This window comes from Nafulsella turpanensis ZLM-10, assembly GCF_000346615.1.
GTDB lineage: Bacteria > Bacteroidota > Bacteroidia > Cytophagales > Cyclobacteriaceae > Nafulsella > Nafulsella turpanensis.
The window spans coordinates 15,560-42,241 of the sequence record NZ_ANNU01000002.1 but is presented as its reverse complement, the minus strand read 5'-3'; the positions used below and the strand labels follow the sequence as shown (position 1 = coordinate 42,241).

Annotated in this window: 25 protein-coding genes and 2 pseudogenes; 14 read left to right on the top strand and 13 right to left on the bottom strand. The window is 44.4% G+C overall.

Annotated elements, in window-relative coordinates:
* The first annotated feature begins 350 nt into the window (after positions 1–350).
* Together F752_RS0100280 and F752_RS0100270 are read left to right on the top strand one after the other, a co-directional pair.
* The gene (locus tag F752_RS0100280; protein ID WP_026135413.1) at positions 351–527 is read left to right on the top strand and encodes a hypothetical protein; all 177 of its coding nucleotides are present in this window, start codon (positions 351–353) and stop codon (positions 525–527) included.
* 260 nt (positions 528–787) lie between these two features.
* Positions 788–1,201, top strand: coding sequence for a response regulator (locus F752_RS0100270; protein WP_017729717.1), 414 nt, complete (start codon positions 788–790; stop codon positions 1,199–1,201).
* An 18-nt stretch (positions 1,202–1,219) separates the two neighbouring features.
* Here F752_RS0100270 and F752_RS0100265 read toward each other — a convergent pair whose 3' ends face one another.
* The 3 genes from F752_RS0100265 to F752_RS0100245 form a co-directional block, all read right to left on the bottom strand.
* On the bottom strand, positions 1,220–1,660 hold the full coding sequence (locus F752_RS0100265) for a response regulator (protein ID WP_017729716.1): 441 nt from the start codon (positions 1,658–1,660) through the stop codon (positions 1,220–1,222).
* Positions 1,661–2,053: 393 nt separating this feature from the next.
* Complete coding sequence (locus F752_RS0100250; protein ID WP_017729713.1) at positions 2,054–2,974, bottom strand: class I SAM-dependent methyltransferase; 921 nt, start codon at positions 2,972–2,974, stop codon at positions 2,054–2,056.
* 72 nt (positions 2,975–3,046) lie between these two features.
* On the bottom strand, positions 3,047–4,321 hold the full coding sequence (locus tag F752_RS0100245; RefSeq protein WP_017729712.1) for a GAF domain-containing protein: 1,275 nt from the start codon (positions 4,319–4,321) through the stop codon (positions 3,047–3,049).
* 733 nt (positions 4,322–5,054) lie between these two features.
* Between F752_RS0100245 and F752_RS26935 the strand changes: the two are divergent.
* Positions 5,055–5,222: pseudogene (locus tag F752_RS26935) on the top strand (transposase); the annotation flags it as partial.
* A gap of 27 nt (positions 5,223–5,249) precedes the next feature.
* Here the strand turns inward: F752_RS26935 and F752_RS0100240 are convergent.
* Positions 5,250–6,254: an IS110 family RNA-guided transposase gene (locus tag F752_RS0100240; protein ID WP_017729711.1), complete on the bottom strand. Its 1,005-nt coding sequence runs from the start codon at positions 6,252–6,254 to the stop codon at positions 5,250–5,252.
* Between the two features lie 88 nt (positions 6,255–6,342).
* On the opposite strand from F752_RS0100240, the gene F752_RS25085 reads away from it, so the two are divergent.
* The 3 genes and pseudogenes from F752_RS25085 (at position 6,343) to F752_RS0100225 (ending at position 7,978) form a co-directional block, all read left to right on the top strand.
* The gene (locus F752_RS25085; protein ID WP_017729710.1) at positions 6,343–6,696 is read left to right on the top strand and encodes a hypothetical protein; all 354 of its coding nucleotides are present in this window, start codon (positions 6,343–6,345) and stop codon (positions 6,694–6,696) included.
* 11 nt (positions 6,697–6,707) lie between these two features.
* A pseudogene (locus tag F752_RS0100230) lies at positions 6,708–7,145 on the top strand (IS5 family transposase); the annotation flags it as partial.
* A gap of 56 nt (positions 7,146–7,201) precedes the next feature.
* Positions 7,202–7,978, top strand: coding sequence for an IS5 family transposase (locus F752_RS0100225; RefSeq protein WP_017729708.1), 777 nt, complete (start codon positions 7,202–7,204; stop codon positions 7,976–7,978).
* Between the two features lie 50 nt (positions 7,979–8,028).
* Here F752_RS0100225 and F752_RS0100220 read toward each other — a convergent pair whose 3' ends face one another.
* Both F752_RS0100220 and F752_RS25080 read right to left on the bottom strand, forming a co-directional pair.
* Positions 8,029–8,250, bottom strand: coding sequence for a LytR/AlgR family response regulator transcription factor (locus tag F752_RS0100220; protein ID WP_017729707.1), 222 nt, complete (start codon positions 8,248–8,250; stop codon positions 8,029–8,031).
* Positions 8,247–9,257 carry a sensor histidine kinase gene (locus F752_RS25080; RefSeq protein ID WP_017729706.1) on the bottom strand — a complete coding sequence of 337 codons (1,011 nt, stop codon included), beginning with the start codon at positions 9,255–9,257 and terminating at the stop codon, positions 8,247–8,249. Before F752_RS25080 ends, F752_RS0100220 begins: the two co-directional genes overlap by 4 nt.
* Positions 9,258–9,409: 152 nt before the next feature.
* Here F752_RS25080 and F752_RS25075 point away from each other — a divergent pair, with 152 nt between their 5' ends.
* A complete protein-coding gene (locus F752_RS25075) occupies positions 9,410–10,534 on the top strand; it encodes a nuclear transport factor 2 family protein (protein ID WP_160164061.1) in 1,125 nt (374 codons plus the stop codon).
* A gap of 57 nt (positions 10,535–10,591) precedes the next feature.
* Positions 10,592–13,015: an outer membrane beta-barrel family protein gene (locus tag F752_RS0100205; protein ID WP_017729704.1), complete on the top strand. Its 2,424-nt coding sequence runs from the start codon at positions 10,592–10,594 to the stop codon at positions 13,013–13,015.
* 373 nt (positions 13,016–13,388) lie between these two features.
* On the opposite strand, the gene F752_RS0100200 is transcribed toward F752_RS0100205, so the two are convergent.
* Entirely contained in the window at positions 13,389–13,949 is a 561-nt protein-coding gene (locus F752_RS0100200; RefSeq protein ID WP_017729703.1) for a hypothetical protein, read from the bottom strand.
* A 767-nt stretch (positions 13,950–14,716) separates the two neighbouring features.
* On the opposite strand from F752_RS0100200, the gene F752_RS0100195 reads away from it, so the two are divergent.
* Positions 14,717–15,385 (top strand): hypothetical protein, encoded by a 669-nt coding sequence (locus F752_RS0100195; protein WP_152424973.1) that lies wholly within the window; start codon positions 14,717–14,719, stop codon positions 15,383–15,385.
* A gap of 69 nt (positions 15,386–15,454) precedes the next feature.
* Here the strand turns inward: F752_RS0100195 and F752_RS0100190 are convergent, their stop codons facing one another.
* From F752_RS0100190 to F752_RS0100170, 4 genes are all read right to left on the bottom strand, one after another.
* Positions 15,455–15,982: a GAF domain-containing protein gene (locus tag F752_RS0100190; RefSeq protein WP_017729701.1), complete on the bottom strand. Its 528-nt coding sequence runs from the start codon at positions 15,980–15,982 to the stop codon at positions 15,455–15,457.
* A gap of 64 nt (positions 15,983–16,046) precedes the next feature.
* A complete protein-coding gene (locus F752_RS0100185; RefSeq protein WP_017729700.1) occupies positions 16,047–16,433 on the bottom strand; it encodes a response regulator in 387 nt (128 codons plus the stop codon).
* 4 nt (positions 16,434–16,437) lie between these two features.
* The gene (locus F752_RS0100180; RefSeq protein WP_017729699.1) at positions 16,438–18,984 is read right to left on the bottom strand and encodes a PAS domain-containing sensor histidine kinase; all 2,547 of its coding nucleotides are present in this window, start codon (positions 18,982–18,984) and stop codon (positions 16,438–16,440) included.
* Positions 18,985–19,646: 662 nt separating this feature from the next.
* The gene (locus F752_RS0100170; protein ID WP_017729697.1) at positions 19,647–20,048 is read right to left on the bottom strand and encodes a response regulator; all 402 of its coding nucleotides are present in this window, start codon (positions 20,046–20,048) and stop codon (positions 19,647–19,649) included.
* A gap of 789 nt (positions 20,049–20,837) precedes the next feature.
* Here F752_RS0100170 and F752_RS26550 point away from each other — a divergent pair.
* From F752_RS26550 to F752_RS0100150, 3 genes are read left to right on the top strand one after another with little or no spacing between them, the layout of a single operon-like run.
* Positions 20,838–21,059, top strand: coding sequence for an antitoxin Xre-like helix-turn-helix domain-containing protein (locus tag F752_RS26550; RefSeq protein ID WP_017729695.1), 222 nt, complete (start codon positions 20,838–20,840; stop codon positions 21,057–21,059).
* Positions 21,060–21,115: 56 nt separating this feature from the next.
* Positions 21,116–21,244: an MbcA/ParS/Xre antitoxin family protein gene (locus F752_RS26545; RefSeq protein ID WP_017729694.1), complete on the top strand. Its 129-nt coding sequence runs from the start codon at positions 21,116–21,118 to the stop codon at positions 21,242–21,244.
* A 2-nt stretch (positions 21,245–21,246) separates the two neighbouring features.
* Positions 21,247–21,735, top strand: a complete 489-nt coding sequence (locus F752_RS0100150) for an RES family NAD+ phosphorylase (protein ID WP_017729693.1) — start codon at positions 21,247–21,249, stop codon at positions 21,733–21,735.
* Between the two features lie 33 nt (positions 21,736–21,768).
* On the opposite strand, the gene F752_RS0100145 is transcribed toward F752_RS0100150, so the two are convergent.
* Positions 21,769–22,320, bottom strand: a complete 552-nt coding sequence (locus F752_RS0100145) for a hypothetical protein (protein ID WP_017729692.1) — start codon at positions 22,318–22,320, stop codon at positions 21,769–21,771.
* A 495-nt stretch (positions 22,321–22,815) separates the two neighbouring features.
* On the opposite strand from F752_RS0100145, the gene F752_RS23195 reads away from it, so the two are divergent.
* Positions 22,816–24,060, top strand: coding sequence for a kelch repeat-containing protein (locus tag F752_RS23195; RefSeq protein WP_017729689.1), 1,245 nt, complete (start codon positions 22,816–22,818; stop codon positions 24,058–24,060).
* Positions 24,061–24,389: 329 nt separating this feature from the next.
* Here the strand turns inward: F752_RS23195 and F752_RS23190 are convergent, their stop codons facing one another.
* Positions 24,390–24,626, bottom strand: a complete 237-nt coding sequence (locus tag F752_RS23190) for an energy transducer TonB (protein ID WP_160164060.1) — start codon at positions 24,624–24,626, stop codon at positions 24,390–24,392.
* Positions 24,627–25,254: 628 nt separating this feature from the next.
* On the opposite strand from F752_RS23190, the gene F752_RS25065 reads away from it, so the two are divergent.
* A complete protein-coding gene (locus tag F752_RS25065) occupies positions 25,255–26,658 on the top strand; it encodes a T9SS type B sorting domain-containing protein (protein ID WP_017729686.1) in 1,404 nt (467 codons plus the stop codon).
* The last annotated feature ends 24 nt before the right edge of the window (positions 26,659–26,682 follow it).

Here is a 26,682-nt window from a genome sequence, read left to right as displayed (position 1 = left end):
TAGCAACAATAAAAGGACTGCCTGCCCCTATTGTTATACAATGTAGGAAAAAGGGGAAGATTAAAGGAAAATTGGGCGCCTTTCAGGTCCAAGGGCTGGATATGACTCACCTGCTTACCATTCAAAGCGAAATTAGGCTTTTTGAATGCATACAATTACCGGATAAGCGGTTGTGGGCTGGGTATTGAACCAGGAGACAGACATGATTTCTCTTTGGCAGCAATTCCAATTGCTAAGGGTTTTTGGAAGAAGGGGCCTCTTCATAAATTTACTTAATGGAAGCTTTTTGTATTTTTAATTTCATTAAAAGTCCTTATGTTGAGCTTTTATTCAACCAAAATGCTAAAAATATGGAATTATTTAATGAGTTAGAACAGTTGGTAGCCAATGCCAGAAAGGATGCAGAAGCCTTTTACAGCAAGGGCAATAAGGCGGCAGGTACCCGCCTTCGGAAGTCGATGCAGGAGGCTAAGAATAAGGCACATGACATCCGGAAAGAGGTAACGGAAAAGAAAAATGAGGGGTAAATAGCACAGAGTTTTACTTTAGGCTGCTTCCGGAATATGGCAGCAGCTTTTTTTCTGCCTTTTCCTTTTTTACCAGGAATAATTGTTTCGAAAGAGAAGGATTTATTCGCTTCCTGTTGAAGTCTTTAAAGGAAAACAAATACCCACTATATTTGCCCCGGGATTTATAAAAGAGGTACCTTAGCTTCAGGCTTTAGGATAAGGAAGCTATTATAGTTCATCACGGTATTTGATTTTTTGGCCTTTTAAGTAGTGGGCAAATGAAACCTGGTTTTTATTTTGATTGTGTCCTGCTGGTCGATGATGATCCAGTTACGAATTTCCTGAATGAAAGAACACTTGTGGAGCTTGGTCTAACCCACCATATTCAAACCACAGAAAGTCCACAGGAGGCGTTGAACTTTATTTCCAGCTGTTACAAAGCAAAGGATGACCCAAAGTACATGTTAATAATGCTCGATTTAAATATGCCTTTCTGGGATGGCTTTGAGTTCTTAGATGAGCTCCAGTCTAAAATGACCTTCTCCTTAAATAAAATAGATATTATTATTCTCTCCTCCTCTTCTCATCTAACAGACACAGAGAGGGCAAAGAACTATCGTATCCTGGACTATTTAGAGAAGCCATTAACTGCTGAAAAACTCATTTCTGCCTTATCTAAGAAGCTAAAGTAGGCTGTGTTTAAGCCAGGTTTATTTTCCCGGCTCCCTTGCTTTAAATACTTCCCGCACTACCAGTTTTACTTTCTCAGAAGTAAGGGGCTTTTTCAAAACATTAGCTATCCTGAAATTCTTTGCCAGCTCAAGGTCACCCGGTTGACTGGAAGAGGTAAGGAGAACTATACATAAACCCTGCTGCAATGCCTCTTTATACTGCTGCTCCAGTGCTTTCAGGAATTCAATGCCATTCATGACGGGCATGTAAAGGTCCAGGAAAATCAGGGAAGTCATCGGAGAAGGTTGCTCTTTAGGTGAACGGGAGACTGTTTCCTTTATCAATGATAATGCCTCCTGCCCGTGGCTGGCCAGCTGAATCTGTTCTGCAAGTGCCATATCCTCCAGCAGAAGCTTATTAAAATGGTTGGTAGTCCGATCATCGTCTACAAGGAGGATGCTGTTAAATTTTCCCGGCATATAAAAATCAAAAATGATTAAAAATGGTTTTCTTCCGGACCGGCTTTCCTACATCCCGGCGGCAGAATAAGGCCTTCCAATTGCTTCCCTTTTTCTGTTGTTTTTCCAATACGGATTTCCGGGTAAAATGGTTGGTCAGAGGAAGGCTTAAAACTGAATGACAATTTATTTAACGAAAAGCTAAATAAAAAAGAATCTACGAAAATATGCTCGTCTACTCAGGAAATTTTCTTTCCTAAAAAGGCCTTTTCTTTGGGAGGAATTTCATCAGCAGCGTGAAAAGAATGTGGGACCTTGGCTCCCGCAATTTGTCCCTGAGAGGCCGGGATTGAAGGCATAAAAAACCTGGCGGAGCATAGTTCTCCACCAGGCTTTCTTTTTGCATACTATAACTTAGGGCTTTCTTATCCGGAGGAACAGGTTAATACCTAAAGGCTCTGTATCGACCGTGATCTGAGCAGGAAGGGCACCGGCTTCCAAAGCCAGGAGTTTTAGCTCTCCGGGACTTCTGTGCTGCAGGTGCCAGTCACCAAATATTTCCATATAAGCACGACTGGGGTTATCATCAGAAAAATTACCAACAATGACCTCACCGCCCGGAGCAGTCCATTTAATAAGCTTTCGAAGGACCCTCACAAAGGTTTTATTGTCGAAATAATCAAACAAGCCTGCAGACCACACCACCTCATACTGCTCTTCGGTATCGAAGCGGAAAATGTTTTCATTGATAAAGGAGATATGCTTCAGGTAATGGTCACACACCTGCTGTGCATGGGTAATGGCTCTTTTGTCATACTCAACGCAGGTCGCCTGCAAACTTTCTGCCTTTATGTGGCTGTACAGCTGGCAGAGGTCACGGGCAGGGCCACTGGCCACATTCAGCAGGCGAAGCGGGGCTTCAGTACGGCTCAGCTTCGCCTGCATCAGCTTCAGGAAAAAGCCTTTTCGGTTACGAACTGCTTCGGCAGCAAGGTGGTTGACCGAGAAATCATCCCACTTCCTGAACTCTTCTGAAACCTCTTTGAGGTAAATACGGTCGATAATCGCATAGTCACCGGCATAACCAAATGGCTTCTGCCTGATGTGGCCCATGATGGAGTCTGTGGACTTCAGAAAGGAACATTTTTCAATCATCTCCCGCAGCTCAGATTCTTCAATTTCTTTCGCCTTCAGGAGAGCAGGCAGATGATCCAGCACATGGTTTAACTCTTTATATTCTTCCGGTTCAGGCCCTCCCTTCAGGAGCAACTGATCGAGCAGGATGAAAACTTCTTCTTTTGATAGGGTGGTGATTTCTGGTAAAGATGCACGCATAATTTAATCAGTATCGTGAAAGCTTAATTTTAAACATTGATGGAAAATAGAGGCAGCCGCAGTCAGCTCCGTTTATGCCGGCACAGCTACTCGATTTTTCCTGGCGGAGAGCTGCCGGGGCTCAGGGAAAGAGCGTGAAGCAACCTTTTCGAACTGGTTCAGCTGCCTTTTCAGAAGACGTTCATTATAAATGAAGTTGCCCAACAGGCTCGCTACGCCCTCCAGGTATTCCTGCTGGTGCTCTTCCAGCAGTTTGAAAGATGCCACCTCAATAATCCCCTCTACCTTATCATTAAATAGCAGCGGAACGATAATCAGGGAGTTAGGCGTAGCTTCTCCCAAACCGGAAGTGATGTAGGTATACCCCTGCGGAATATCGGTCAGGTAAATGGCTTCTCTTTCGAAATAGCACTGGCCAATGAGCCCTTCCCCCGGCTCAAGGCTCTGCGACACAAATTTTTTGCGGTTGTAAGCATAGCAGGCCTTCAGCTCAATGTACTTTTGTTCTTCCCGCTCCTCCACCTGGTAAAAGGAACCCTGATTGGCTCCAAGGCTTTTGACGATCTTGCTGATGAGCTGGTCGAATATTTCCTGCTCGTCTTTCTGGTAGCGAACCACGTCGCCCAGCTCCTGGAGGCTCTGACTAATCCAGCGACGCTTTCTTTCCTGTTCCTGTGCTTCTTCGACCTGCCGGATGTACTCCTTCATCTTCTGGCGATCTTCTTCCATCTTCTGGTTTTTCTCTTCCATTTGCAGGAGGAGCTGGCGGTTCTTTTGCTGGGTACGCTGCTGCATTCCTCTGGCAAGGGCCGTAATGCTAATGGTGCCGAAGACAGAGATGAGCAGTCCGAAGTCCATACCGATGCCCAAATGGTAAATGCTATTGTCCATACCTGAGGTATTCAGGCCCGGCAGGTAAATGCTGGCTAGAATGAGCGCCACATTCATCAGGTTAACCGCAATTAGTCCTCCTTTTTCGTGGAAGCGGAACATCATCCATGGAACGGTGAGCATACCAGTTTGTATAAGCAGCACCGCCACCATCATTTTCTGGTCTGGTAATTTGATGGAGATATGCAGCAGGGCCAGGTACAGACTGGGTGCAATGCTGAGAATATAGCGGGAGCTGAAAAAGTAACCTCCGCCATTCAACAGCAGGCAGGAAGCATTGATAAAGGTAAAGATCCAGCTGAGCAGCACCAGCTCAGAAGATAAGTTGTAGCTAAGAAGGGTGCAACCTAAAGAGGCCCCTACAATCAGCAGAGCAATCCAGTTAGAAAAAGTAATGGCGCTTTTTACCTCTTCGTCCAGCACCGACTGCCTTCCTAAATTTGAAATGAACTTCATGAAATAGATCTGGTAGGTTATGAAAAGTTATTGTTTACCGGTGCATGTACGAAGAGATTAAAGGAGGGTTTTTATTACTTATTGGTAGCTTATGTAATAAATAATAGCCTAATATTAAAAAGTAAAACCGACCTGAATTCAATCTATTGTTTTTGTAAAAAACTGAAATACAACCCTATTTAAATCTAATACCTAATGTTATATTGGAGGCACCAAGAACCAGAGGACTCCTTTGGTCGGTATAATGCCTGTAATAAAAAGAACAAATAAATAATCAAATGGAAGCTAATTGTGGAAATATTTTCACAACCACATCAGAAATGACTCCTGTAGGTTTTAAGAAGAAGGGGCAGAATACAGGTAGATGAAACTTACTAACGGTAAGGATATTAGGAAGTAAAGGCTACTATGATGATAGAAATACGTTCCTAGGAAAAATTAGGCGGATGCCAGTAAACAACTTTAATAATCTGTAAGACAGCCTGGTGTAGAGATATGGAACACAGAAAAAAAACATCTAAAATAAAACTTTAGCTTGATGCGTCCGTATGACCAATCTCACTCGTTTAACAATTTTTTAAGGGACATCAAAGAACTTTTTAACCTAGCTTGCAGCCACTCAAGTAAAGCCCTCTAAGTCCTGAAGGATGTTAAAAACCTTCAGGATTTTCATTTTTCGCTTAGGCCGTGTCTGGTGAATCAAAAATAGCAGTTTCAGGGTATACTTTATAATATGCGACGCTATGAAATAACAGATGAACAGTGGGAGAAGATATCTGATTTATTTCCCAAGGAGGAAGGTAGTAGAGGAGGTCAGTGGAAGGACCATCGAACAGTTATGAATGGGATGTTTTGGATACTGAATTCCGGGGCACCATGGAGAGACCTTCCAGAGCGGTATGGGAACTGGAACCGCGATTTCTATGGTTCAAGCAAGGGCATTGATATAGTTTTTTTCATATTTTCTATTTTCTCTGACACAGGCAAATATTCGGTGGATAATTTTATTCCGTACCGCATTGAGCACAGCCATTTTACTTTTCCCCTCTGCTACTTTTCGGTAGTAATAATCTGCCAGTTCACCCTCTTTGCATATGGCAGCCATAGCCCCCATATGGAATAGTTTTTTCATTTTCTTATTGGCAAATTGGCTGACCCTGGTTTTACCCCTGATGCTTGTTCCTGAAGAATGTTCAAAGGGCGAGACTCCTGCGTAACAGGCAAACTTTCTGGGGCAGCTAAATAGCTTGAATTCATTAGTAGTGGTTATTATTTCCCAAAAAATAACCTCACCTACACCGTCTACAGAAGTGACCAGGGTAAAGAGTTGGCTCAGCGTCTCATCTTGTTTTATCAAACCTCTGATCTTCTTTTCTATCTCACTAATCTGCTTTTTAAGCTCTTCAACGGGCTTTTTGTTAAGTCTCTCAAGTTCCTTAACCAGCTTTTTATTTTGAAAACCCTCTATTTCTCCTAAGGGTACTTTTAGAGCATTTTTAGCCTTTAGCAGCCTTTTTCTCAACGATACCAGCTGCCTTAGCTCCAGAAGCACCTCCCGCTCTGGCTGCCAAAGCAGGGCTTTATCTACAAAGCGAAGTGCATACTCGCTGATTCTAATAGCATCTACTTTATCATTTTTGCCTCTCTGCAGGCCAATGGAGCGTTTGATCCTTAAGGAGGATTCTAACCATATAGCACCAGCTTCTTTACTAATAAGGGAGAGTAAACACTGACTATAGATGCCAGTATGTTCACAGCAAATCAAGCTTTGCTGAAGATCAATTTCTCTTGTTCTACATTCAGCTTTAAACTCTTTAAGACCACTAGCAGAATTCTCGACCTTTAAATGAAAAAGCAGTTGATTCAAATCTCTGGCAGCAAAGTCTAATGTTTTTTTACTAATGTCTACTCCAATAAAAAAAGAAAATTTCATAGCTTTACTTTTAAGGATAAAACAAAAGCGACAGGGACACTTTCAAAACCTTACTAATAGGCCTTAAACCTGAATTTCTATTTGAAGCTTGTCCTTATCAACCGGCTTAGGTACTAAATCGCGGGTTGGATCTTATCCAGCGGCGGCCATAGTTCACCTAAGCCGGTATTTTAAAGATAATGCCTTTCTTAATTTTGTCCTACACCTCAAAGCTAAAGGCGGCGGCCGAACGGTGTACGACCGCTTTAGGCGCTACAAGAAAAATGGGATGTTTGATAGGATAGTAGAACGACTTCATCTTGAGTTGGATAAGGATGGCTATATTGATTGGCAACTCCGGGCAGTGGATTCAACTGTTATCCGGGCTCATAAATCTGCTGCCGGGGCAGGTAAAAAAGGGGAGCAGAGCAAGAGCAGGAAGAACCTGCAGACCATGCCTTAGGGCGCAGTAGAGGTGGATCTTTAACAAAAATACACCTGGTCACCGACAGGAACCATAACCCATTGGCAGTGGCTTTAAGCTCAGGAGCAGCGCATGATTCTGCTTTCTTTGAAGAGGTTGTAAAGAAGGTATCTTTCAGGCAAGCCAAAGGAAGGCCACGCAATAAGCCTGATGAAATCACTGCTGATAAGGGCTATGACGCCGGAAAGATTCGAAAAGAATTGCGCCGTCGTGGCATTCGGGCAATGATACCGGAAAAGGCATTAAGACCTGGAACAAAGCGCAGGAAAAAAGGACCCCACCCTCGCTTTGATAAGCAGGTCTACAAAGAAAGAGGTAAAATTGAACAGGCTATCGGGTGGCTGAAAGAATATCGCCGTTTAGCTACAAGATATGATAAAACCGCTTCCAGCTTTATGGCTATTAGAGCATGTTTAAATTTTAGGTAGGGTAAAGGAAAGCGGGCCAGTTGCGTAAGAAAAAAAGAAACCAAACTCATTTACTTATGCAATCTCAATACAAGAGACTTACTGACCCGCAATGGGAAACTATAAAAAGCTATCTTCCTATAAAACGCAAACGTCAATATTCCCTACGCTCTATCGTAGATGGGATTTTATGGTATCTTCGTATAGGTAGTCAATGGAGAAACTTGCCAGAATGTTTTCCTAAATGGGAAAGTTTTTACTACTATTTCAGGAAGTGGAAAAAAGATGACACTTTAGAGAACCTCAACTTTGCACTGAATCGTCTGGAACGTGAAAGAATAGGCAAAAAAGCAACTCCATCTATGTTCTGCATTGATTCTCAGTCTATCAAAGCCGCTCCATTTGTGAAGGAAGCAAAAGGGATAGATGGCAATAAAAAGATCAATGGCAGGAAGCGTCATATCATTACAGACACCCTTGGTTTAGTATGGGCTGTGATCGTACATGCAGCCAATCAACATGATGGAGTAATGGCTGAAAAAGTAGTAGCACCACTGCAAGGGTATATGCATAGGATGGAAAAGATTCTAGCTGATGAGGCTTACAAAAAGAGGTTTATCAACTGGGTCAGTGAGAACCTTTTAGGAGTAGAACTAGAGCTATCTTCTAAGCCTCCAGGTACTGATGGTTTTGTGCCTGTAAAGTGGAGATGGGTCAGCGAAAGAACCTTCGGGAGCCTGAGCTTCTTCCGAAGATTGGACAAAGACCACGAAAAAACCACAGAAAGTTCGGAAGCTTGGGTCCTGTGGCAGAATTGCCAGCTTATTCTTAACAGATTAGACCCTGCTGCCTAAGAAAATTTTTAAACATGCTCTTATACAGCTGGCAATTATGAAATTCTTCTTTAAAAAGTATTCATCAGACACAGCCTAGTTGGCCCGCTGAAGCCAGGCAGGTTGATATCCAGGAGCATCAAATCCACCCTCTCCTTAGCTGCCATATTGAGCGCCTCTATAGGGTTGGCAGTAGCCTGCACCAGCTCCAGCCAGGGAAGCTGTGCTACATATTCCCGGAGCAGGCTCAGAGCCTTTGGCTCGTCTTCTACAATGATGCAGCGGATTTTCATATCAGGGGAATAATGAGCTGAGTGAAGAAGTTTTCTTTGGTGGTACTCGTCCTGAGGCTGAATCGGTTACCGTAAAGAAGCTGTAGCCGCTCCCTCAGGTTTACCAGACCAAGACCTTTCCGTTCCTGCCCTTGTGACTGGCCTGGCAAAGCATTAATTAGGGTAAAGATCAACTGCTTTTCCTGCTGCTGCAGCGAAAGACTTGCCTGCTGCTCTTCCTTGCCCTTATCGATGCCATGTTTAAAGAGGTTTTCCACCAGCGGCATCAGCAGCATGGGCGGCACCATTATACCCTCATCCACCTCCTGTTCCCACTGAATAGAAACCGGATGCGGCAGGCGCACGCGCTCAAGAGCTATGTAGTTCCGGATAAACTCAAGCTCTGTACTGAGTGCGACTTTTTCCCTGGGGCTCTGCTCCATAAAATACCGCATAATGTCGGAGAGCATGGCTATTCGCCGGGCCACATCGGGCAGACTTTTATACACATCATAGTAAAGATTGTTCAGGGAGTTGAACAGGAAATGGGGCTGCAGCTGCGCTTTGAGCAGGTTAAGCTCCGCTTCGGCCTGCCGGCGCCTGAGCTCCGCCTCCCGCTTTTGGCGTGCTACATTTTCTCTTACCGAAACCAGTAGTATCCCTATTACCAGGGCAAAGAAACAGCTTAGAATGTCGTAGAGCAGATGGGTTCTGCCAAGGTTGAAAATGGTAGAGCTACTACCCATGGGGCCGATAATCAACCACTCCACCCCCAATCTAGCCAGTACCACCAGTATAAAAAACAGGGATACGGTGGCGACAAAGGTCATTGCTGATAAACGAGGGTAATAGCGGGGGTAAAGGAAAGTAGCATAGCCGTAAATGATGAGCATAAAGGAAGCAAAAGAGCTCAGGCTGATGGCCAGCACATAAGGCCCACCCTGCAGACGGGCAGCCAGATAAACGTAAAAAAGTGCAAAGGCCACGGCCCAGCCAATAAACTGCAGCAAAAGGAGCTGTTTTTTCATGGAGTTTTCTTCCTGGTTTCTGCTACAATTTAAGGTATTTCTCACTTCCGGGGAGGGAGGAAACAGCCATTGGTTGAAAAGATAGTGCTATCGGTTGAATTTTATTTTTAGACCAGGTATCGCTTATTAGCTTTCTTAAAAAAATGAAAGCCATGAAAACACCTTATTCTTTACTCATTGCCCTGGTACTTCTGCTCTTCAGTCAGGGCAGAGGCCTTGCCCAGCAGCTCAGCGATGAAGCGCAGATTCGGGAAACTGTTACGAACTATATCGAAGGAAGAAACGGAGGAGACCTGGAAAGGCTGCGGAAAGCCTTTCACCCCGGCGCTGCCTTAAAGTTCGTCGACCCTGGTTCTAAGGCCCTGGGAGAATGGAGCCTGGAGGAATACCTGCAACGTTTAACACCTGGTGAAAAACTAAACTGCCGGGGAGAAATTATCGACATCCGCCGCTTTGAGGATGCTGCCCAGGCCACTGTTCTTTTGACCTACCCAAACCTCCGCTTCCATGATTATATGAGCTTGTTAAAGATTAATGGGCAGTGGCTCATCGTCGATAAAACCTTTGCGCGCAGTCCTTCCGCCGGCAGAGTATTGATTGCCATTACCAGCCATGCCGATTTAGGCGATACAGGCCGTAAAGCGGGCTTGAATTTAAAAGAAGTGGCCTATGTGTATAAAGCCCTGGATGAGGCTGGTTATGCGGTTGATTTTGTCAGCCCTAAGGGTAAGTTCACCCACCTGTATGGCCAGGACCTTAATGACCCTGTTATTGCATGGTTCGTGGAAAACGAAGAAGCATGGTCACGCCTGCAGCAAACGCTCCTGCCAGTGCAGGTAAATCCGGACGACTACCAGGCCATTTACTTTGCCGGAGGCCACGGCACCATGTGGGACTTTCCTGAGAACAGTGCACTGGCAAATCTGGCGGCTAGCATTTATGAAAAAGAGGGAATCGTAGCAGCCATCTGCCATGGTTCTGTTGGCCTTGTAAACATCCGGCTTTCCAATGGTACCCCTTTGGTAAAGGGTAAAAAGCTTACCGGCTTTACCAATGCCGAGGAAACAGAAATAGGACTGGCAGAAGAGATGCCTTTTCTGCTGCAAACAGCACTGGAAGAAAAAGGAGGAGAGTTTACTGTCGCTCCTAACTGGTCCTCCCATATAGAACTGGACCAGCGGTTGCTTACGGGGCAGAATGCACAGTCAGTGGAGGCCCTGGCAAAAGAACTGGTGGCAGCCCTGCAACAGCCTGATGGGAGTGCTTCCAAACGCTGAATGGTGGGACTATTTCCTACCACTTTCAATACTGTTTAATTTCTAAAGAAAATCCATATGAAGGCGTTACTGCTTATTATTTGCACCTGTCTGCTTGGAACCATAACAGTTTCTGCTCAGCAAGCTCTACAGGGGCGAGTGGTAGATGCTGCCGGACAGGACTTGCCCTACATCAATGTGGCGCTGCTAGCCCTTCCTGATTCTTCCCTGGCTGGCGGAACCGTTACCACTGAGTCGGGTACTTTTTTGCTACCTGCACCAGAGGAAGGAAGCTATGTGCTACGTTTCAGTGCTATTGGCTATCAGGAGCTGTTTTCGGATTCCTTTATTGTAAGCGGCCCCTCATTTCAACAGGACTTTGGTTCCATCAGGATGGAGGAAAAAACCGCTAAACTAAAAGAGGTAACTGTAGAGGCACTGAGGCCTACCATAATACAGCAAGCAGACCGGATGGTGGTAAGTGTAGAAGGAACTGCTTTGGCTGCAGGTAGTACGGCTTTTGATGTATTGGCGGATGCTCCCGGGGTTTTTATTGACCAGGATGGACGTATTCAGCTGAACGGAAAAGCAGGGGTAACTATTATGCTTGATGGGCGGCTGACTTATCTGTCGGCTGCTGACCTGAAGAGCATGCTGGAAGGAATGCCTGCGGAAAATATCAAGAGCATCGAAATTATCACGCACCCTTCGGCCCGCTTTGATGCTGAAGGAGCCTCAGGTATTCTGAACATTCAGCTGAAAGAGCATAAAGGGCAAGGAGTAAATGGAAGCCTCTATACCACTTATGCCTATAACCAGCTGCATACGTTTGCCGGAGGTGGTAATGTTTTTTACAGGACCGGTCCCTTGAATCTGTTTGTCCACCTTGACATGGCACAACGGCCCTCGCTACGAAAAGGCGTCTTTTCGCGGCTCTTCGTAGAAGAGCAGGAGAAGACCTTTCTGGAGCAGCAGATAAGAGAAGATAAAATCAGCCGCACTCCCTCACTGCGCGTAGGCGGTGACTACCGAATCAGGGAAGGGCATCAGCTGGGGCTGGTAGCAAACATTGTCAGACAGCAGGATACAGCCGCTTTCCTCACCGAAACCTATATTGGGCCAGTCTCCGGGACACCTGTTGTTTTTATTGAAGCTGATAACCTGACAGCAGGCCGGTTTTCCAACTACAATACCCACCTCTACTACAGCGGGGAGTTCGACAGCCTGGGCACTGCTATTCACCTGGGAATGAGCTATGTTAATATTCTAAACAGGGAGAGTGGATATTTTCACAGCTTCTACAGAGAGCTGCTGCCTCCAGCTGAAGAGGGGAGTGAACTCCTACTGAGTGATAATCCTAATGGGTATGACATTTATGCAGCAAAACTTGACTTTATACGACCATTTTCCAGAGGGTTAAAAGTAGAAACTGGCCTGAAAGCCAGCCGCGTCATTTCCGACAATGACCTTCGCTTTTATATCCATGAAGAAGGGCTGGCGGTTCCCGATCCGCGGCGTTCAAACCATTTTATTTATAAGGAGAATATTTATGCTGCTTACCTGAACCTGAGCGGTCCACTTGGGTCAAGGCTTTCTGTGCAGGCAGGGGTGCGGGCAGAGGACACTCATTCATTTGGTGTTTCCAAAACAACTGGCCAGCGGACAAAAAAGGATTTCCTGCAGCTCTTTCCCAGCCTTTTTATTGAACATAAGGTAAATAAGCAATATCAGCTGAACTATCACTACAGTCGCCGAATTCAGCGGCCGGATTATGAGCAGTTGAACCCTTTTATTTTTTATCTGGATCCTTTCACCTGGTCCCAGGGAAATCCTTACCTGCGGCCTCAGTACACTCATTCCTTCGGGGTCACTCAAACTTTCAAGGAGGTATATAGGCTGGTTGTGGGTTATCAGCTCTCCCATGATTTTCTGACAGAGCTCCCTTTTATGGATGCTGCAGCACAAACAACCACCTTTATGGATTATAATGTAGAAGAAGCCCATTATTTAAGTGCAACGGCAGTGGTTCCGGTAAAACTATTTAGCTTCTGGGACAGCCAGAATACAGCCGTGGCGGCTTATCAGGAGTATCGTACCCCTTTGCCGAAGGAGGAAATGATCAATCAGGAAACTTTTTACTATTTTCAGTCCACCCACACCATTCTCCTGCCTTTTGCACTCAGAATGGAGATTAGTGCGGCTTACCGTGGGCCCTCCATCTGGGGCGTTGAGCGGGTGGAGCCTTACGGCTGGATAAATGCTGGCCTGAAGAAAAGCCTTCTGGAGGACAAGCTGGAAATCAACTTGGGTGCAGGGGATTTGTTTCGCAGTCGTTTAATTAAAGGAGGGGCTAGCATAGGGGAAAGCCTGAACTTGTTCGACCAGTATTTCTTTAGCAGAAAATTTAGTATCAGTCTGCGCTATAATTTCCGGAAGGGAATAGACTTTAAGGCTCCTGAACTCCAGCATGAGCTCGAGGAACTGGACAGAGCAGGAAACTGAAGCAGGGATTTTGAAGCCCTTCTGTGTCTGAAGCAGAAGGGCTTAAATAATAAACAATGTTACAGATTTAGGATGTACATTATGTAACAGCCAGTGCAGAAGGGGGGTGTTTTAAGCTGCTGCCTTTGTCCCTTTTACCGGATTTGAAACTTTGGTAACCGTTTAAACATGATGCCGCCTTCTTTAAAAGATGGTTGTCCCATAATAGAATACCCACTTAAAATAAGAAGCCGCCGTAGTTTCTTTCAGCGGCTAGGCTAAAATCGGGACCTGGTAGCCAGTATATCAGCGGATTTTATGTATTTGGATTCCTCTGGCGCAGAGGAAGGGGAAATCCTTATCAGGGGATGGGAGCGTAACTTCCTTTTAAAGTTTAATATTGTCTGCCGTAGAGCCTGACTTCTTTTAGTAATCTCCGCTCAAACGCATAAGAAAGGCTTTTTCCAATATAGGACCTGGCAGGGTCATAGACAAAGAAAGCGGCGGAATTCGGCACAGGAAGTCCCCAGGTGCCTGAATTTTTCATTTCTCCGGGTAAAATGATGGAGACCAGCCCGATTCCTTCCTCGTTCAGGTATACCGCTACTGCCGCTTTGTTTTCATTGGCATAAAGCTGTGCCTTGTTTAAAGCCTCCTCCTCATAGGCGTGGCCCAGAAAGACCCATTGATCACTTTCTTCCAGGAAGTGAGAGATTTCACTGACCAGCATATATCTTCCCTTTCCGGCAGCATAAAAGTCATTGAGCTGGTAAACCGCCTTTACCGCCTGACCTATATACTCATTGCAGGGATTGATTCCGTTGTTGACCTCCTTCTGACAGGCCTTAAACTGAACCAGCTCGTCCCGTAGGTTCATTTCCCATTGGGAACTGAGCTGCTGGGCTTTTATTATGACAGGGAAAAGCAGCATTACAAGCAGGAATATCTTTTTCATAGGTTTGGGCCTTCGGCTAAAACAGAATTTTTAAAACTTTCTGCAAACATAACAGAAGGGATAGAAACAATTAAGGGGATAGCAAAAGCGATGGTACATCCTCAAAAATAGTTATTACGGAGCGGCCGTAGCAAAACATATTTTTTTTTGAATGCATAGTTTGTTTTGCAATAAGTCTGCTTTCCATTTTTATAATCTGCTAAATGCGGAATATCAAACTTTTTAAACACTTTATTCTATTGATTTAGAGGGAAAATCTAAAACTAATCCTTTGGCAGAGGGTCTGCTACTATAATCTGATTACTAATCTTACAAAGTTGGCCTGCTGGTCACTTTTGGCTGGAAGAGCGCGGCGAGCATAATCAGAGGGAATAAATAGTTTATGTATTGCTCAGGATTTGCTCTTGTTTACAAAGGCTTCCTCTTCTGCTTATGTTCGGGTATTTCTTCCTTTTAAAATACTTTTTTTGTTCCTGTTTTGCTGTTTGTCACCAGAAAGGAGCTTCTAAGGAAGAGAGGCTTTTGAAGAACTCCCTTTAAGATTCAGTTGGGCTCTTTGGGAGGCCAGCTCCGGATTATGGGATTACTGATGAAAAAGGAGGATGATTATTTGAAAGCAGAATGAAGAATTAAGTATCTGCTATCTGCAACAGAGTCTCTCCTATAGAAGATAAGTACTACAAAAAAACTTCCGGTTATTTTTTAGCACCAGCTGCTACAGGAGCCTTTTTACAGTGGGCTTCCTTTTTCGCTTTATTTTATTTCTGATGTATTCTTTTCTTTTTCTAAAAGGAGGTCGTCATGCTGAAATCCTGACCTCAGGGCTTTTTATATTTTTCAACTTTAACCCATTCTACAGTGAAAAAATTAACTATTTCTTTACCGCACTTCTGGCCGCAGCCTCTGTACTCATCTCCTGCGAAAAGGCGGATGAGCCTGATCCGGGCTTGCCTAAAGCAGAACAGGAGCAGGCTTTTTCTTCACTCAGCGATGCCGTAACAGGTGTATCGCTGCCCCTACGGGATGACTGGCAGGTAAAAAAGGATCCGGTACTGTTCGAGCAGAAATATGGCTTTCTGCTTTACCGAAACCAGGAAACGCAAGAGCAGGAAGCAAGCGGGCATACAGAGGAGCCTGTGGCACATATTGGCCTGGTTTATAAGGCGGAACCGCAAGAGATGGATGCGCTGGTGGAAGAGAAGATGAAGCAGTATAGTGAACTTAAACCCGTAAAAACAGTAATTACTCTCGGGAACGGATGTAAAGGAATTGTGCTGTCTGGTTTACCGGGTACGCGCGAATATTCAGTTGCTGCTTTTTCCGGATATGTGGAATGGGCCGCCTGGGGAACAGATGGCTTCGCCAGTCTCGGGCGCTATGTGGTGGTGCGGAATGGTAAGTACAGGAGTCTGACGGCGCACTTACCCGGACAGTGACCGGCAAACTTGGTAAATGAAAATTCGACGTTGACTGTTTAGTTTTTTAGAGTCATCGAACCAACCCCTTTACAATGCGAGGCTTTTCGGGTATCTGCTTTCTTCCAGTTCATCCATTACAATAGTGGCTAAGCTCTCCAGGAGGTACCGGTCATCTTCGGAAAATTCTCTTGGCTTCCTATCAATGATGCACACCGTCCCTATATTAAAACCATCCGATGTTATTAATGGAGCGCCAGCATAGAACTTAAACCCGAAGCTTCCTGTAACTAATGGATGAGCGAGTAAGCATGCCTCTTCACTGGCATTTTTAAAAACCGTAACTTCATCTTGTAAAATAGCCACCGAGCATAAGCTTTCGCCTCTACCTGCTCCATCAGTACCTTCCATGCCTACATTTCCCTTAAATAGCACGCGTTCCTTCCCTACAAACGATACCAGTGCGATGGGCACCTTAAATACCTGAGAAGCCATAGCTGCTATATGGGTAAATGGTCCTCCTTCCTGAACCCTATCCAGGTTGTTATAGCTTTCCAGCTTTGCCAGCCTTTCCTTCTCATTATTAGGGATTATCCGGATGCCAAACTTATTTTCCATGCTCCAGCCTTAGTATTTATGGTTAAACCAAAGAATCTTGCCCCCATCTTCCCTTAAACCGGGTTTAGGGTTTCGTAGATACTATTTTCTTTATATCCTCACTACTGAGAGGTTTGTGAAAGAAACCAGCGACCATAGAATGACCCTTCGCTCTATCTTCGTCTAACACATCAAGAGAGGTAGTTAAAATGAAGATTCTACATTGCCCCGTAATCTTTGGTTCGTAGGCTGCAAGTTCCTTTAAGAACTTCCACCCATCCATTTCAGGCATGTTTAAATCTAAGAGAATAATATCTGGGAAGTCTTTATCATGTTGCACTAAAGAAGTTAAAGCTTCTTTAGCAGACTGAAAGCTAAGGACATTCTTTTCTGTTGCTACTCCATCATGTATTAACCTTTGCTGAATAAGAAAGAGACTTACTTGTTCATCATCAATGATGACTACTTTCATATATTTATCTCAAATAAATCAAGAACCTTGTGCCTACATTAAGCTGGCTACTAACTTCTATATGGCCACCCATTGCTTCAAGGTGGGTCCTGACCAGGAACAGACCGATACCTCTTCCTTCAGAGTGGGTGTGAAATCTCTTATACAGCTTGAATACATCTTTTCCAGCAGTCTTCCTGTCGAACCCAGAGCCGTTATCTGTAAATGATAGAATGGTGCCTCTTTCCTTGCTGCCAAAGCATTTGATGTCCACTTTCAGGGGACGTTCAGGAGAACGATATTTGATGGCGTTAGATAAGAGGTTGTAGAATACACTGTAAAGGTAGGCTTTATTTCCATTCACGCAAATGCTTTCTTCAATATTCATCAAAACCTCTCCGCCACAGGATTTTAAAGGCTCCTGTAGCTCTTCTATGGCCTGCTGGCATATGCCGAGGAGTTGAACCTTTTCCTTATGTACGGTGCCTTTTTTATCCCTTATCGAAAGAATGGTATTGAGGTCTTTCAACACAGTGTCCATTTTATAGACGCTGGATTTAAGGTAGTCAATAAAAACAGGGAAATTTTCAGAATCCGGATCAACTTCCGTAATCAAATCTACCAGTCCCATTGCGTTGGCGACCGGAGCCCGCAGGTTATGAGAAACGATATAGGTAAACTGTTGCAGGTCGCTGTTCTGACGATATAAATCCTTTGTTAACTTATTCTGATTTTCCTCTGCTGCTTTCCTTTCGGTAATGTCCGTCTGTATAGTAACGAACCTTGTGATACTACCCTTTTCATCTAAAACAGGGGTTATATTTAAGTTAAGCCACACCTTCCCTCCGGACTTTTTGTATACTAATGCTTCCTCTGTATGGCTTTTTTTACGCTCTAAACTTTTACCTATTCTATCGGATAAAGCCCTGTCTGTTTCTGCGCCACGAAGAACCGTATCTGGTCGTTTTCCCACCATATCAGAAAGGGTATGACCAGTGAGTTTGGAAAAACCGTCATTTACCCATTCCGTCTTCCCCTCAGCATCCATAATGATAACCCCATTGGTGGTTTTGCTGGCCACAAGCGAAAGCTTTTCCAACTCCTTCTTGGCTTTCACTTTTTCCGTAACATCAGTGATGAAAACAGATAAACCTTCTTCTGAAGGGTAAGATTTTAATGCCAGCCATTTATCAAGCGGTTCATAATATGTTTCATAGTAAGTAACCTCTTCCTCTTTAACTGCAAAACTGTACTTCCTGAAAAACTCTCCGTTTAAGATTTCCTGAGAAAAGTCACAGACATTCTCCCCTAACAGCTTTTCCCTATCCTCACCAATCAGTTTTTCAAACTCGCTATTGACGTAGGTAAAGTTCCAGTTCCGGTCCAGGGCAAAGAAAGCATCCGTTATACTTTCCAGGATAATATGGAGTTTTTCAGTCTGCTGCTGGTTTATCCGATGGGAGCTAACCAGCTCAGTAATATCCCGAAATACGCAATAGACACCAATGATGTCGCCATTCACCACTACTGGAATGGTGGCAATATCAAAGATGTAATTTTTCTTTTCTTCAAAGGGTACAGCACTTTCAAAGTGTACAGACTCGCCGTTCAAAGCAGTCTGAAGACCTTTTCCAAAATCCATAATTACCTCTTCAGATAGCAGTTCATACAGCGGCCTTCCCACTAAATCCTCCCTTTGAACACCTAAAAATGAAAGAGCAGCAATATTTACATCGAGCACTACCCCTTCTTTGTTCTGCAGAAAGACCATATCCAGATTGTTGTCAAAAAGGGATTTAAATCTTTCTGTGCTTTCCTGTAGTTTTAATTTATGGTGAATTCTTTCTGTTATGTCACGAGAGTTCACTACGAGCCCATTTATCGCAGGGTTATGCAACTGGTTGCTGGCAGTTAACTCCAGCCACCGCCAGTCTCCATTCGCATCCTTGAAGCGGAACTCAGAAACCTTTAAAGAGTCGCCTGAATCTAAAATTTCAGATAAGGACTCCTTTATGAGCAGGCTATCCTCCGGATGGATATAATGAAAAGCATTTTTACCAATCAGCTGCTCTGGCTCATATCCTAATTCTTTTGAAATGGAACTACCGCAATATTTATAATTCAGCTTATCGTCAAACACAATAAGCAAATCCGAGCCATGCTCTGCCAGCGTTTGGTAAAATTCATCCTTTTCCTGTAACTTTTGCTGAGCAAGTTCCTGCTGGGTAATGTCACGGCCTACACACAGAAAAACCTGATCTTCTTCAGACCAGACCACCGACCATTCGATAGTTACTTCCTGTCCATTTTTATGGAAGCAACGGTTTTTAAAGTTTCTTACCCTTTCACCATTGATGACATGATGCAAGATCTCAAGGGATGGAATTAAGTCCTCAGGGTGGATAAAACTACTGACAGAGTACCCGATGATTTCTTCATCTTCATATCCTAAGATGTTTTTACAGGCTCCATTGGTATTTTTTGTAATGCCTTCTTTATCAATAGTATTAATGATATCAGGAGAACTATTGACTATCTTTTCCCAGGCCCTAATATTTTTACTCAACTCCATCTCATCTATAATTGTCGGTTACTTCTTCCTTTTGAGTATGTAAAGCTAATATTATATCACTAATGTGGGATAGAACCCGGAGTAAAAGTAAGAGAAAACGTGTAAAAATCACGCTTTCAGTGTTTTATCCATGGAAGGCTGCTGTACTTTTCCTCAAAGGGCTAAAGCAAAAGAAGTAAACCGCCAGCTTAGAAGCTTAATTCTTCCCGGTTTCAGCGCTGAATTTTTTAGCATGAGGAACAAAAGCCGGGAGGAGATACCATAAAACCTGCCTTTCTTTCTTCCGGCTCATAGTCCCTTTTTCACTTTTGTAGTTCTCCCGGCCAGGGGTGTCCTTATCCATGTAACTTTACCATTTTCTCCATTCCGGTTCCCGGTTTTTCGCCTGCGGAATTATTAACCCGCACGGGCACAACCACCTTATCTGAGCCGGCTTCAAAAGCCTTTTCACTGTACTCCTGTATCCAGTTCCTTTTTATTGTAGATGACCATTACGACTCTTAACCTTAGGCTTATTTATGGCCGGATAGCGGCCTTTAGTTTAATTAAAATTTCCTTTTTAAACGATAATATCTCTACAGTACAGGAGAAGGAATGAAGATGTGTTCGCCGCCCCGTCTCTCATGAATGGACTACCTTAAAAGGTCCTTTGGTTTTAATCCTTATCGTCGGGATTGAAATTTGATATTTTCCAGATCCCGCTTTTTGAGGGGTTTCGATAAGAAGTCCCGTACCTCTTCATATAGCTTGGACAAGTTAATATCATCCTCATCTACTGAAGAGGAAAGAATGTATAATGTGCACTTGTCTTTTACTGACTGGGGTAGCTGGCGGAATACTTCCAGAAACTTCCACCCATCCAGAATGGGCATATTTAAATCTAAAAAAATAAACTCTGGGAAGGTGCCTGAAGCAACAGAAGCCTCAAGTTCTGCTAAAGCCTCCTGAGGATTTGTAAAAGACCTGGCTTCAGCGGCAAAGTCATTTGTTTTGAGGATAAATTCACTATAAAAGTTGGCGGTTTGGTCATCGTCAATGAGCCAAGCCAATTTACAGAAAGGCATAGATTTATTTTTTTTGTTTAACTTCTATGCAATGTTACTAATTATATCTCTAAACAATTTAATAAAGGAAGCCGGGGAAACGCTGGGAAAGGATGTCCCGGGAAAAGCAGGAGTAATGTTTTGCTGATGGTTAAAAGTTGGAGATTAAGTAACAAAAAGTTTCATGCTCTTTTAGTACCAGCAGCAGGAGAAAACGGAGCCCTTCCCCTGCAATTTTGCCAAGCTAACCGTCGATGGAGAGGGGAAATCCTAAAAATCAGTATTCCATAGGATTAGTTTCATTAAATGCTAATTGTGTAATCTTTTATTCAAAAAAGACAGATAACATAAGAGGAGGGAGGACGGATTTTACAGCGGTACTTGTTTCTCTTTTTAGCCGGGTCGTTATATCCTTGTGGAGGTTTAGATAAACGGATATTTTTCTCAGGTCATAGGAATGCCCCTGTTGGAAAGGACAGCTTCTAAACAGCACCGGGTTACCGGCTGTCTGTCCGGGTTTTTCCCACCACTTTGCCGGGAGGTGGATTATATCTGCTAAAACCACTTTCCTGAAGATGAAAGCAACAGCCATTCAGAAGAGACCACTTCCATTTTTTTGCCCTTTCTCTACTTACAGGCCTTCGTTTCTGCAGGGGGCGCATTTCCAATCGGGTCCCTTTCCTCAGGGGAGAAAAGGAGGTCCTTTGGAGCATTAGAAGAGTGCTGCACAGGGGAAAATAGTTTTAGAGGAAATTTACGTTTTGTTTAAGGAAAAATACGTATGCTTAACAAGCAGGCAGGACATTTTGTATGAGCATAGCCAAAAAAAAATTACTGGTGATAGAAGAAAACCTTGCCCTGGTCAGTAAGGCCGCAGAGGGTTTGGAGGCTAAGTATTTTACTGCTTTGCTCCAGCATTCCGGCTTCCGTAAAGATGAACTCGCCGGCTTTCTCGGTGTCGACTCCAAAACGGTGGACAACTACAGGAATTCCGGAAAGAAATTAAAAACGATGCGGCGGAAAAGCTCCTGAAGCTGCACCGGCTCTTTGCCCTGGGAGATGAGCTGTTTGGCAGCACGGCTGAGTTTATGGACTGGCTGGAGATTCCTTCCCCGGGCCTGGAGCATAAGCGGCCTGTGGAGCTGCTGCATTCGGTTTCCGGTATTGCCGAGGTGGAGAAGCAGCTGATGCGTATTGCACAGGGCTATGCCGTTTAAGCATGGAGCTCTACCGCATTGTATACGAGAAGTTTGCCGACCGACTGTTTGCACCCGGTTTTTCCGGCCGCTGGAATGAGGAGGGGCAGTTTGTAGTATATACCGCCTCTAACCGCTCCCTGGCCTCCCTGGAAAATATGGTCCACAAGATGGGGCAGGGGGTGCTGAGCGCTTCTTTTGTCATGATGGTGCTGGAACTGCCGGGTAAGCTGCCGGTGACGACCATTACCCGGGCAGAGCTGCCGCAGGACTGGAAGCTGGAGAGCAGCCATCAGCTGACGCAGCCAATGAGTCCTGTATGGTATGAAGCCGGGGAAACGCTGCTGCTGAAGGTGCCTTCAGCCGTAGTACCTGAAGAGTATAATGTCGTGCTGAATGCCCGGCACCCGGATTTTTCCAGGGTCCGTATCCGGGAGCGGGAACCTTTCCGCTACGACCATCGCTTCGTAGCCCTGGAAAAGGAGCTGATAAAGGAGAGTGGTAGGAGTTGATTGTCTTTACCTCATATACCCTCATTTCGGATATTACCAGGAGATGTTAAAAGTGCAGCTGTGACTGCCGTTTGTTCTGCTGGCTCTTGCGGTATTTAATTGGACGGAATAGCTGGAAGAGGAAGCGGGTCTGAACTTTTTGAGAATTGTATGAATAATGCCTCTGTCCACTTCACTGGGGTAGGGGGTCTGGCAAACCATGACCGCTCTTTTGTCCTGTTCATTAAACTCCACCAGCCGGTAGGAGCCAATTTCCCCACCGCGATGGTTCAGGCGGTGAGCCTGGTCAATGGACTCTAAAGCCTTCTGTAGGGTGCCTGTTCCCGGAGGAGGGAAGCCAATATGTTCAGGAATGGACCGGCCAATGCTAAAGAGCACTTCGTCTCCCATGCTTTCGGACAGTTCTTTATAGATATTCAACCAGGCTTGCTGAGAAAACCATTGTCCTGCCTCAGGCTTTTCTATTCTCAGGGTCTTCATGATGGCCCCTTTTAATTCCTGATTAACCGGCAGGGCTTTTATCACTGAACTAATTGACTGGCTACTTACTTCCACACTTTCTTCAAATGCAATAAACTGTGCCATTTTGAGCTTAAAAAGTTAGATGATCCTTAAACAAAAATAATGTTTACTGGCTGTAAACAAAAAATAATATAAGAAAATTTACAGTAGAAAGCTTTCGGTCCATTTGTCTGTTGAAGGGTCATATTCCCACCAGTCGGAATATTTTTCATTAGAGAACAGGAATCCGGTACCCATGTATCTTTTCCCATTCAGTCCAAAGCCGGTGGCTTCCTAGGGTTCTCCTCCTGAACTTGCTGGCTCTCCGGGTTCATTAAAATTAAAATCGAGGCAATTATTACATATTTGTTCTTCATAAATTAATTCATTTTATATTTCATCCCCTTTGATTCCTGTGAGGTATTTACCGGAAATCAGGGATCTGAAATTTATGTACCTGCACTTGCTGTTTCTTTTCTCATTTTTCGTGAGAAGACTGGAAGTAAACTGCTCATCTGGGGAAGAAAGGAACAGGTGCTGTATGAGGTGTAATGGATAGTACTATCAACCAAGTTTGAAATGAATATGATGAAAACCCTTACTTATTATTTGGCAAGTTTCCTTTTCCTGCTTCACCTGGTATCCTGTGGAGAGGGGGAGGAGCCAATTCCATTGGATTCCATGCCAGTTATCTTGGAGTTTTCTCCTCAGGAAGGGAGTGCCGGAACAGAGGTTGTTATCAAAGGAGCCCGCTTCAGTAACAATATCTCTGAAAATATTGTGGAATTCAATGGCACACAGGCGGAAATCGTGGAGGCCGATTCTTTTGAAATTACAGCTATCGTTCCGGATGGTGCTACAAGCGGAAAGGTAGCGGTGAAGGTTCAGGAGCAAAAAGCCCTTTCTTTAGATGATTTTACAGTGGTGTTAAGTCCCTGGAGGAGAGTCGCTGACTTTGGAGGAGAAATTCGGGTAGAAGGTATTGCTTTTTCCATTGGCAGCAAAGGATATCTTGGAACAGGAGTAGGAACGGAAAGTGCCCACCAAACAGATTTCTGGGAGTATGATCCAGCTACCGACCAGTGGAAAAAGCTATCTGCCTTTGCCGGCTATGGCATTCAGTCTGGCGTTGGATTTTCGGTGGGGAACTTAGGGTATGTAGGCCTGGGAACAGTAGGTGGCTCAAGTACTTCTGCCTTTTATGCGTATGACCCGGCTTCAGATAACTGGACCAGAAAGGCTGATTTCGCGGGAGATTCGAGAAGCCATGCTGTGAGTTTTACCATAGGAGAAAAAGCTTATGTAGGCACCGGGGCATCCTGGCATAGTAGGTATAATGATTTCTGGGAATATAATCCTGCCACGGACAGCTGGAAGAGACTGGCAGACTTCCCCGGCGGTGAAAGAGCAGACGCTGTTGCTTTCAGTATCGGCAATAAAGGCTATATAGGCATGGGCAATGGCAGTGGCACAAGACATAAAGATCTTTATGAATATGATCCGGCCACAGATACCTGGACCCAAAAGGCCGATTTGCCAGCTGCTGTAATTTCTTACAGCACCACTCTGGAGAACAGGTCATCAGCCGTTTCCTTTTCCATAGGACAAAAGGGCTATGTATGTACGGGAAATGCCAGTGGGTATACCATGAAGGATTTATGGGAATATGACCCGGTAACGGATACCTGGACGCGGCTGGAGGATTTTGGTGGCAATTCCCGTTCAGATGCTCATGGGTTTGTCATTGGGGATAAAGGGTATCTGGGCTGCGGAGATGGTTCTTTGCGTTTCGGAGACTTCTGGGAACTTTCTCTTCAGGAATAAAAAAGACACTGTATTAAAAAGCTGGCAGAACTTTGCCAGCTTTTTTGTTTTGGGAACGGTAGATGTTGTCTCAGCAACATTTCTTTGGAACCTTAAATGATAGATAGTTCATCGCTTAATCCTCCCCGCTTCTTAGCAAAGGTAAGCCTCCATCCGAGGCTGTCAAGGGTTTATAAACAGCCTTTGGCTACCCCTGGCAGCATCTCCTTCCGGCCTGAAAAGGCTACTAAGGCGGAAAGGCTAACAGCTTTGCCAGGCTTGGGAGAAAGCGAAAAAGCAGGGTTTTGCTTTAAGTAGAGGGGCTCGGGCAGGCTGTGTTCAGGCTCAAGTCATGGAATATTGAGCTTCACCGGAAGGGCTACCTTTATTTTTACTTTTCTGCCCCAGAATTTACCCGGCAGCCAGCCCGGCCTATCCGTTAATCCCCGCAAGGCTTCTTCATTACACCCATAGAAGCCGCGGAGGACCTGGCTATCTGTTACAGCGCTCTCTTTGTCGACGATGAACTCCAGATAAACTTTTCCTTCCATGTCATTGGCAATGGCTTCTTCAGGGAACTTAAGCATACCAGCCATATAGGTGTAATAGGTCTGAATGTCGAGATAAGACCAGGAGCTGCCTCATTTCCTCTTAATGATATTCCTGTCCAAGGGAATCGCTTATTCTTTTTAGTAGCCTGGCAGTGGTTCTGCTATTATCATTGTTGGCTTAAACGGAACAGATTAGCAGACATCATTTCTTATCCCAGTAAGAATAAAGTGCTAACAACTTCATCAGAATATATTTGACCCAGGTTCTTATGGGGCTTACCATTTTCTTGTATTGATAAGCAGAAGATTTTTGGTTGCCATTGATTTAATTACAATTTTTGCATACCTTAAAATCATAGCATAAGGCAAGGCATTGAGAGCATTACTTCACAAGCTGTTCCCTCGTGGCCAAACATTACCGCTTTTCAAATTTTACCCTTACTTGATATTTTATCACCTTGGATGATAAGCTTAAGGCTTTCCTTCTACAGGATTCTTTTAGTTTTGCCTATGTAAGCATTTAGTTTCAACGACTACCTTAATCGTAATATTTTACTGCAAAAGTATCTATTGACATTTGCAGTAAGAAGGGTAAATTGAAGCAGGGGTAGCTTAAAGAAGGGATGCAAATTTGCAGGTATCTCATTATCCTTAGTACTACTATATGAAAAAAACTGCTGTTTTTCTGGGAGTGCTACTCTGTTTCTGTAGCCTAAGCGTAACAGCCCAAAACCAGGCGAACATCTGGTACTTTGGATGGAATGCCGGTCTGGACTTTAGTTCAGTTGATATAACTGGTAAACCTACTGTACTTTCCGATGGTGCTCTGTATACTATGGAAGGATGCTCGGTGATAAGCGATGAGGCCGGGAAGCTGCTCTTTTATACAGATGGGGATACCGTCTGGAACCGCCAACACCAGCTCATGCCAAACGGCGCAGGCCTTTATGGCGACCACTCCTCTACACAGGCAGCTCTTATCGTGCCACAGCCTGGCTCAGAGCGCTACTTCTACATCTTTACCACAGACGCGCAAGCTCAGTCGAAAGGGCTAAATTACAGCATCGTAGATATGAATGCAGCGGGTGGATTTGGAGACGTAACTACCAAGAACATCCAGCTTTATACCCCTACAACTGAAAAGCTTACGGCTGTGCACCATGCCAATGGTAAAGATGTGTGGGTAATTACCCATAAGTGGAAATCTGATGAGTTTTACGTATATCTGATAACAGAAGAGGGTTTACATGAAACTCCAATTATAAGCAGGGCAGGTACAGTACATGAATGGGGAGGAAGCAATGCTAATACGTTGGGGCAGATGAAAGCTGCTCCAAGTGGTAAATCCATTGCCCTTACTATCCATGAAATTCGTAGAGTCGAACTGTTTAATTTCTCTAACCAAACCGGAGATGTTTCCTATAATCATGCTTTTCAGGTAAAAATTGACACCAGCTTCAATGTAAATCCTTATGGAGTAGAGTTTTCTCCAAACGAAAAGTATCTCTACATAGGAGAGGCTGGGACACCTGCATTTAGCGGACAAAACATCCATCAATATGAAATTTCCAGTGGAAGAATTACTGCCATAGACACTGTTTATCTGGGTGGAAGCCTTCAGTTGGCTGTAGATAACAAAGTGTATGCTGTAGAGGCAGGTAGAAATGAGCTGTTGGTCCTCGAGCGCCCTAACCTACCAGCTGACCATCCGGAGTTCACCACCACCAGATTATCCATTGCTCCAGGCATCAGCACATATGGCCTTCCCAGTTTCATCCAGTCTTACTTTTATGTGCCTGATGCGGAAGTGGTGATGCCTAATGTTATCACACCTAATGGGGATGACTTAAACGAACGTTTTGAGCCTAAGGTTTTCAGGAACATAGAGATGTTCAGCCTGCACGTTTATAATCGCTTAGGTAAGCAAATTTTTTATACAGATAACACAGCAGATAGGTGGTGGGGTGGTGAAGGCCATCCTTCAGGAGTTTACTATTGGCACTTGCGCTATGAGGGGGTGAGCGGGAAGGAGGGCTCCCTGAAAGGATGGGTGCAGGTGCTTAGATAGAAAAATGGTTGAGGGGTTGAATTG

Coding starts and splice junctions, on each gene's coding strand:
- F752_RS0100280 (WP_026135413.1), top strand. CDS start 351: ATGGAATTATTTAATGAGTTAGAACAGTTGGTAGCCAATGCCAGAAAG.
- F752_RS0100270 (WP_017729717.1), top strand. CDS start 788: ATGAAACCTGGTTTTTATTTTGATTGTGTCCTGCTGGTCGATGATGAT.
- F752_RS0100265 (WP_017729716.1), bottom strand. CDS start 1,660: ATGCCGGGAAAATTTAACAGCATCCTCCTTGTAGACGATGATCGGACT.
- F752_RS0100250 (WP_017729713.1), bottom strand. CDS start 2,974: ATGCGTGCATCTTTACCAGAAATCACCACCCTATCAAAAGAAGAAGTT.
- F752_RS0100245 (WP_017729712.1), bottom strand. CDS start 4,321: ATGAAGTTCATTTCAAATTTAGGAAGGCAGTCGGTGCTGGACGAAGAG.
- F752_RS0100240 (WP_017729711.1), bottom strand. CDS start 6,254: ATGAAATTTTCTTTTTTTATTGGAGTAGACATTAGTAAAAAAACATTA.
- F752_RS0100225 (WP_017729708.1), top strand. CDS start 7,202: ATGCAATCTCAATACAAGAGACTTACTGACCCGCAATGGGAAACTATA.
- F752_RS0100220 (WP_017729707.1), bottom strand. CDS start 8,250: ATGAAAATCCGCTGCATCATTGTAGAAGACGAGCCAAAGGCTCTGAGC.
- F752_RS25080 (WP_017729706.1), bottom strand. CDS start 9,257: ATGAAAAAACAGCTCCTTTTGCTGCAGTTTATTGGCTGGGCCGTGGCC.
- F752_RS25075 (WP_160164061.1), top strand. CDS start 9,410: ATGAAAACACCTTATTCTTTACTCATTGCCCTGGTACTTCTGCTCTTC.
- F752_RS0100205 (WP_017729704.1), top strand. CDS start 10,592: ATGAAGGCGTTACTGCTTATTATTTGCACCTGTCTGCTTGGAACCATA.
- F752_RS0100200 (WP_017729703.1), bottom strand. CDS start 13,949: ATGAAAAAGATATTCCTGCTTGTAATGCTGCTTTTCCCTGTCATAATA.
- F752_RS0100195 (WP_152424973.1), top strand. CDS start 14,717: ATGTATTCTTTTCTTTTTCTAAAAGGAGGTCGTCATGCTGAAATCCTG.
- F752_RS0100190 (WP_017729701.1), bottom strand. CDS start 15,982: ATGGAAAATAAGTTTGGCATCCGGATAATCCCTAATAATGAGAAGGAA.
- F752_RS0100185 (WP_017729700.1), bottom strand. CDS start 16,433: ATGAAAGTAGTCATCATTGATGATGAACAAGTAAGTCTCTTTCTTATT.
- F752_RS0100180 (WP_017729699.1), bottom strand. CDS start 18,984: ATGGAGTTGAGTAAAAATATTAGGGCCTGGGAAAAGATAGTCAATAGT.
- F752_RS0100170 (WP_017729697.1), bottom strand. CDS start 20,048: ATGCCTTTCTGTAAATTGGCTTGGCTCATTGACGATGACCAAACCGCC.
- F752_RS26550 (WP_017729695.1), top strand. CDS start 20,838: ATGAGCATAGCCAAAAAAAAATTACTGGTGATAGAAGAAAACCTTGCC.
- F752_RS26545 (WP_017729694.1), top strand. CDS start 21,116: ATGGACTGGCTGGAGATTCCTTCCCCGGGCCTGGAGCATAAGCGGCCT.
- F752_RS0100150 (WP_017729693.1), top strand. CDS start 21,247: ATGGAGCTCTACCGCATTGTATACGAGAAGTTTGCCGACCGACTGTTT.
- F752_RS0100145 (WP_017729692.1), bottom strand. CDS start 22,320: ATGGCACAGTTTATTGCATTTGAAGAAAGTGTGGAAGTAAGTAGCCAG.
- F752_RS23195 (WP_017729689.1), top strand. CDS start 22,816: ATGAATATGATGAAAACCCTTACTTATTATTTGGCAAGTTTCCTTTTC.
- F752_RS23190 (WP_160164060.1), bottom strand. CDS start 24,626: ATGCTTAAGTTCCCTGAAGAAGCCATTGCCAATGACATGGAAGGAAAA.
- F752_RS25065 (WP_017729686.1), top strand. CDS start 25,255: ATGAAAAAAACTGCTGTTTTTCTGGGAGTGCTACTCTGTTTCTGTAGC.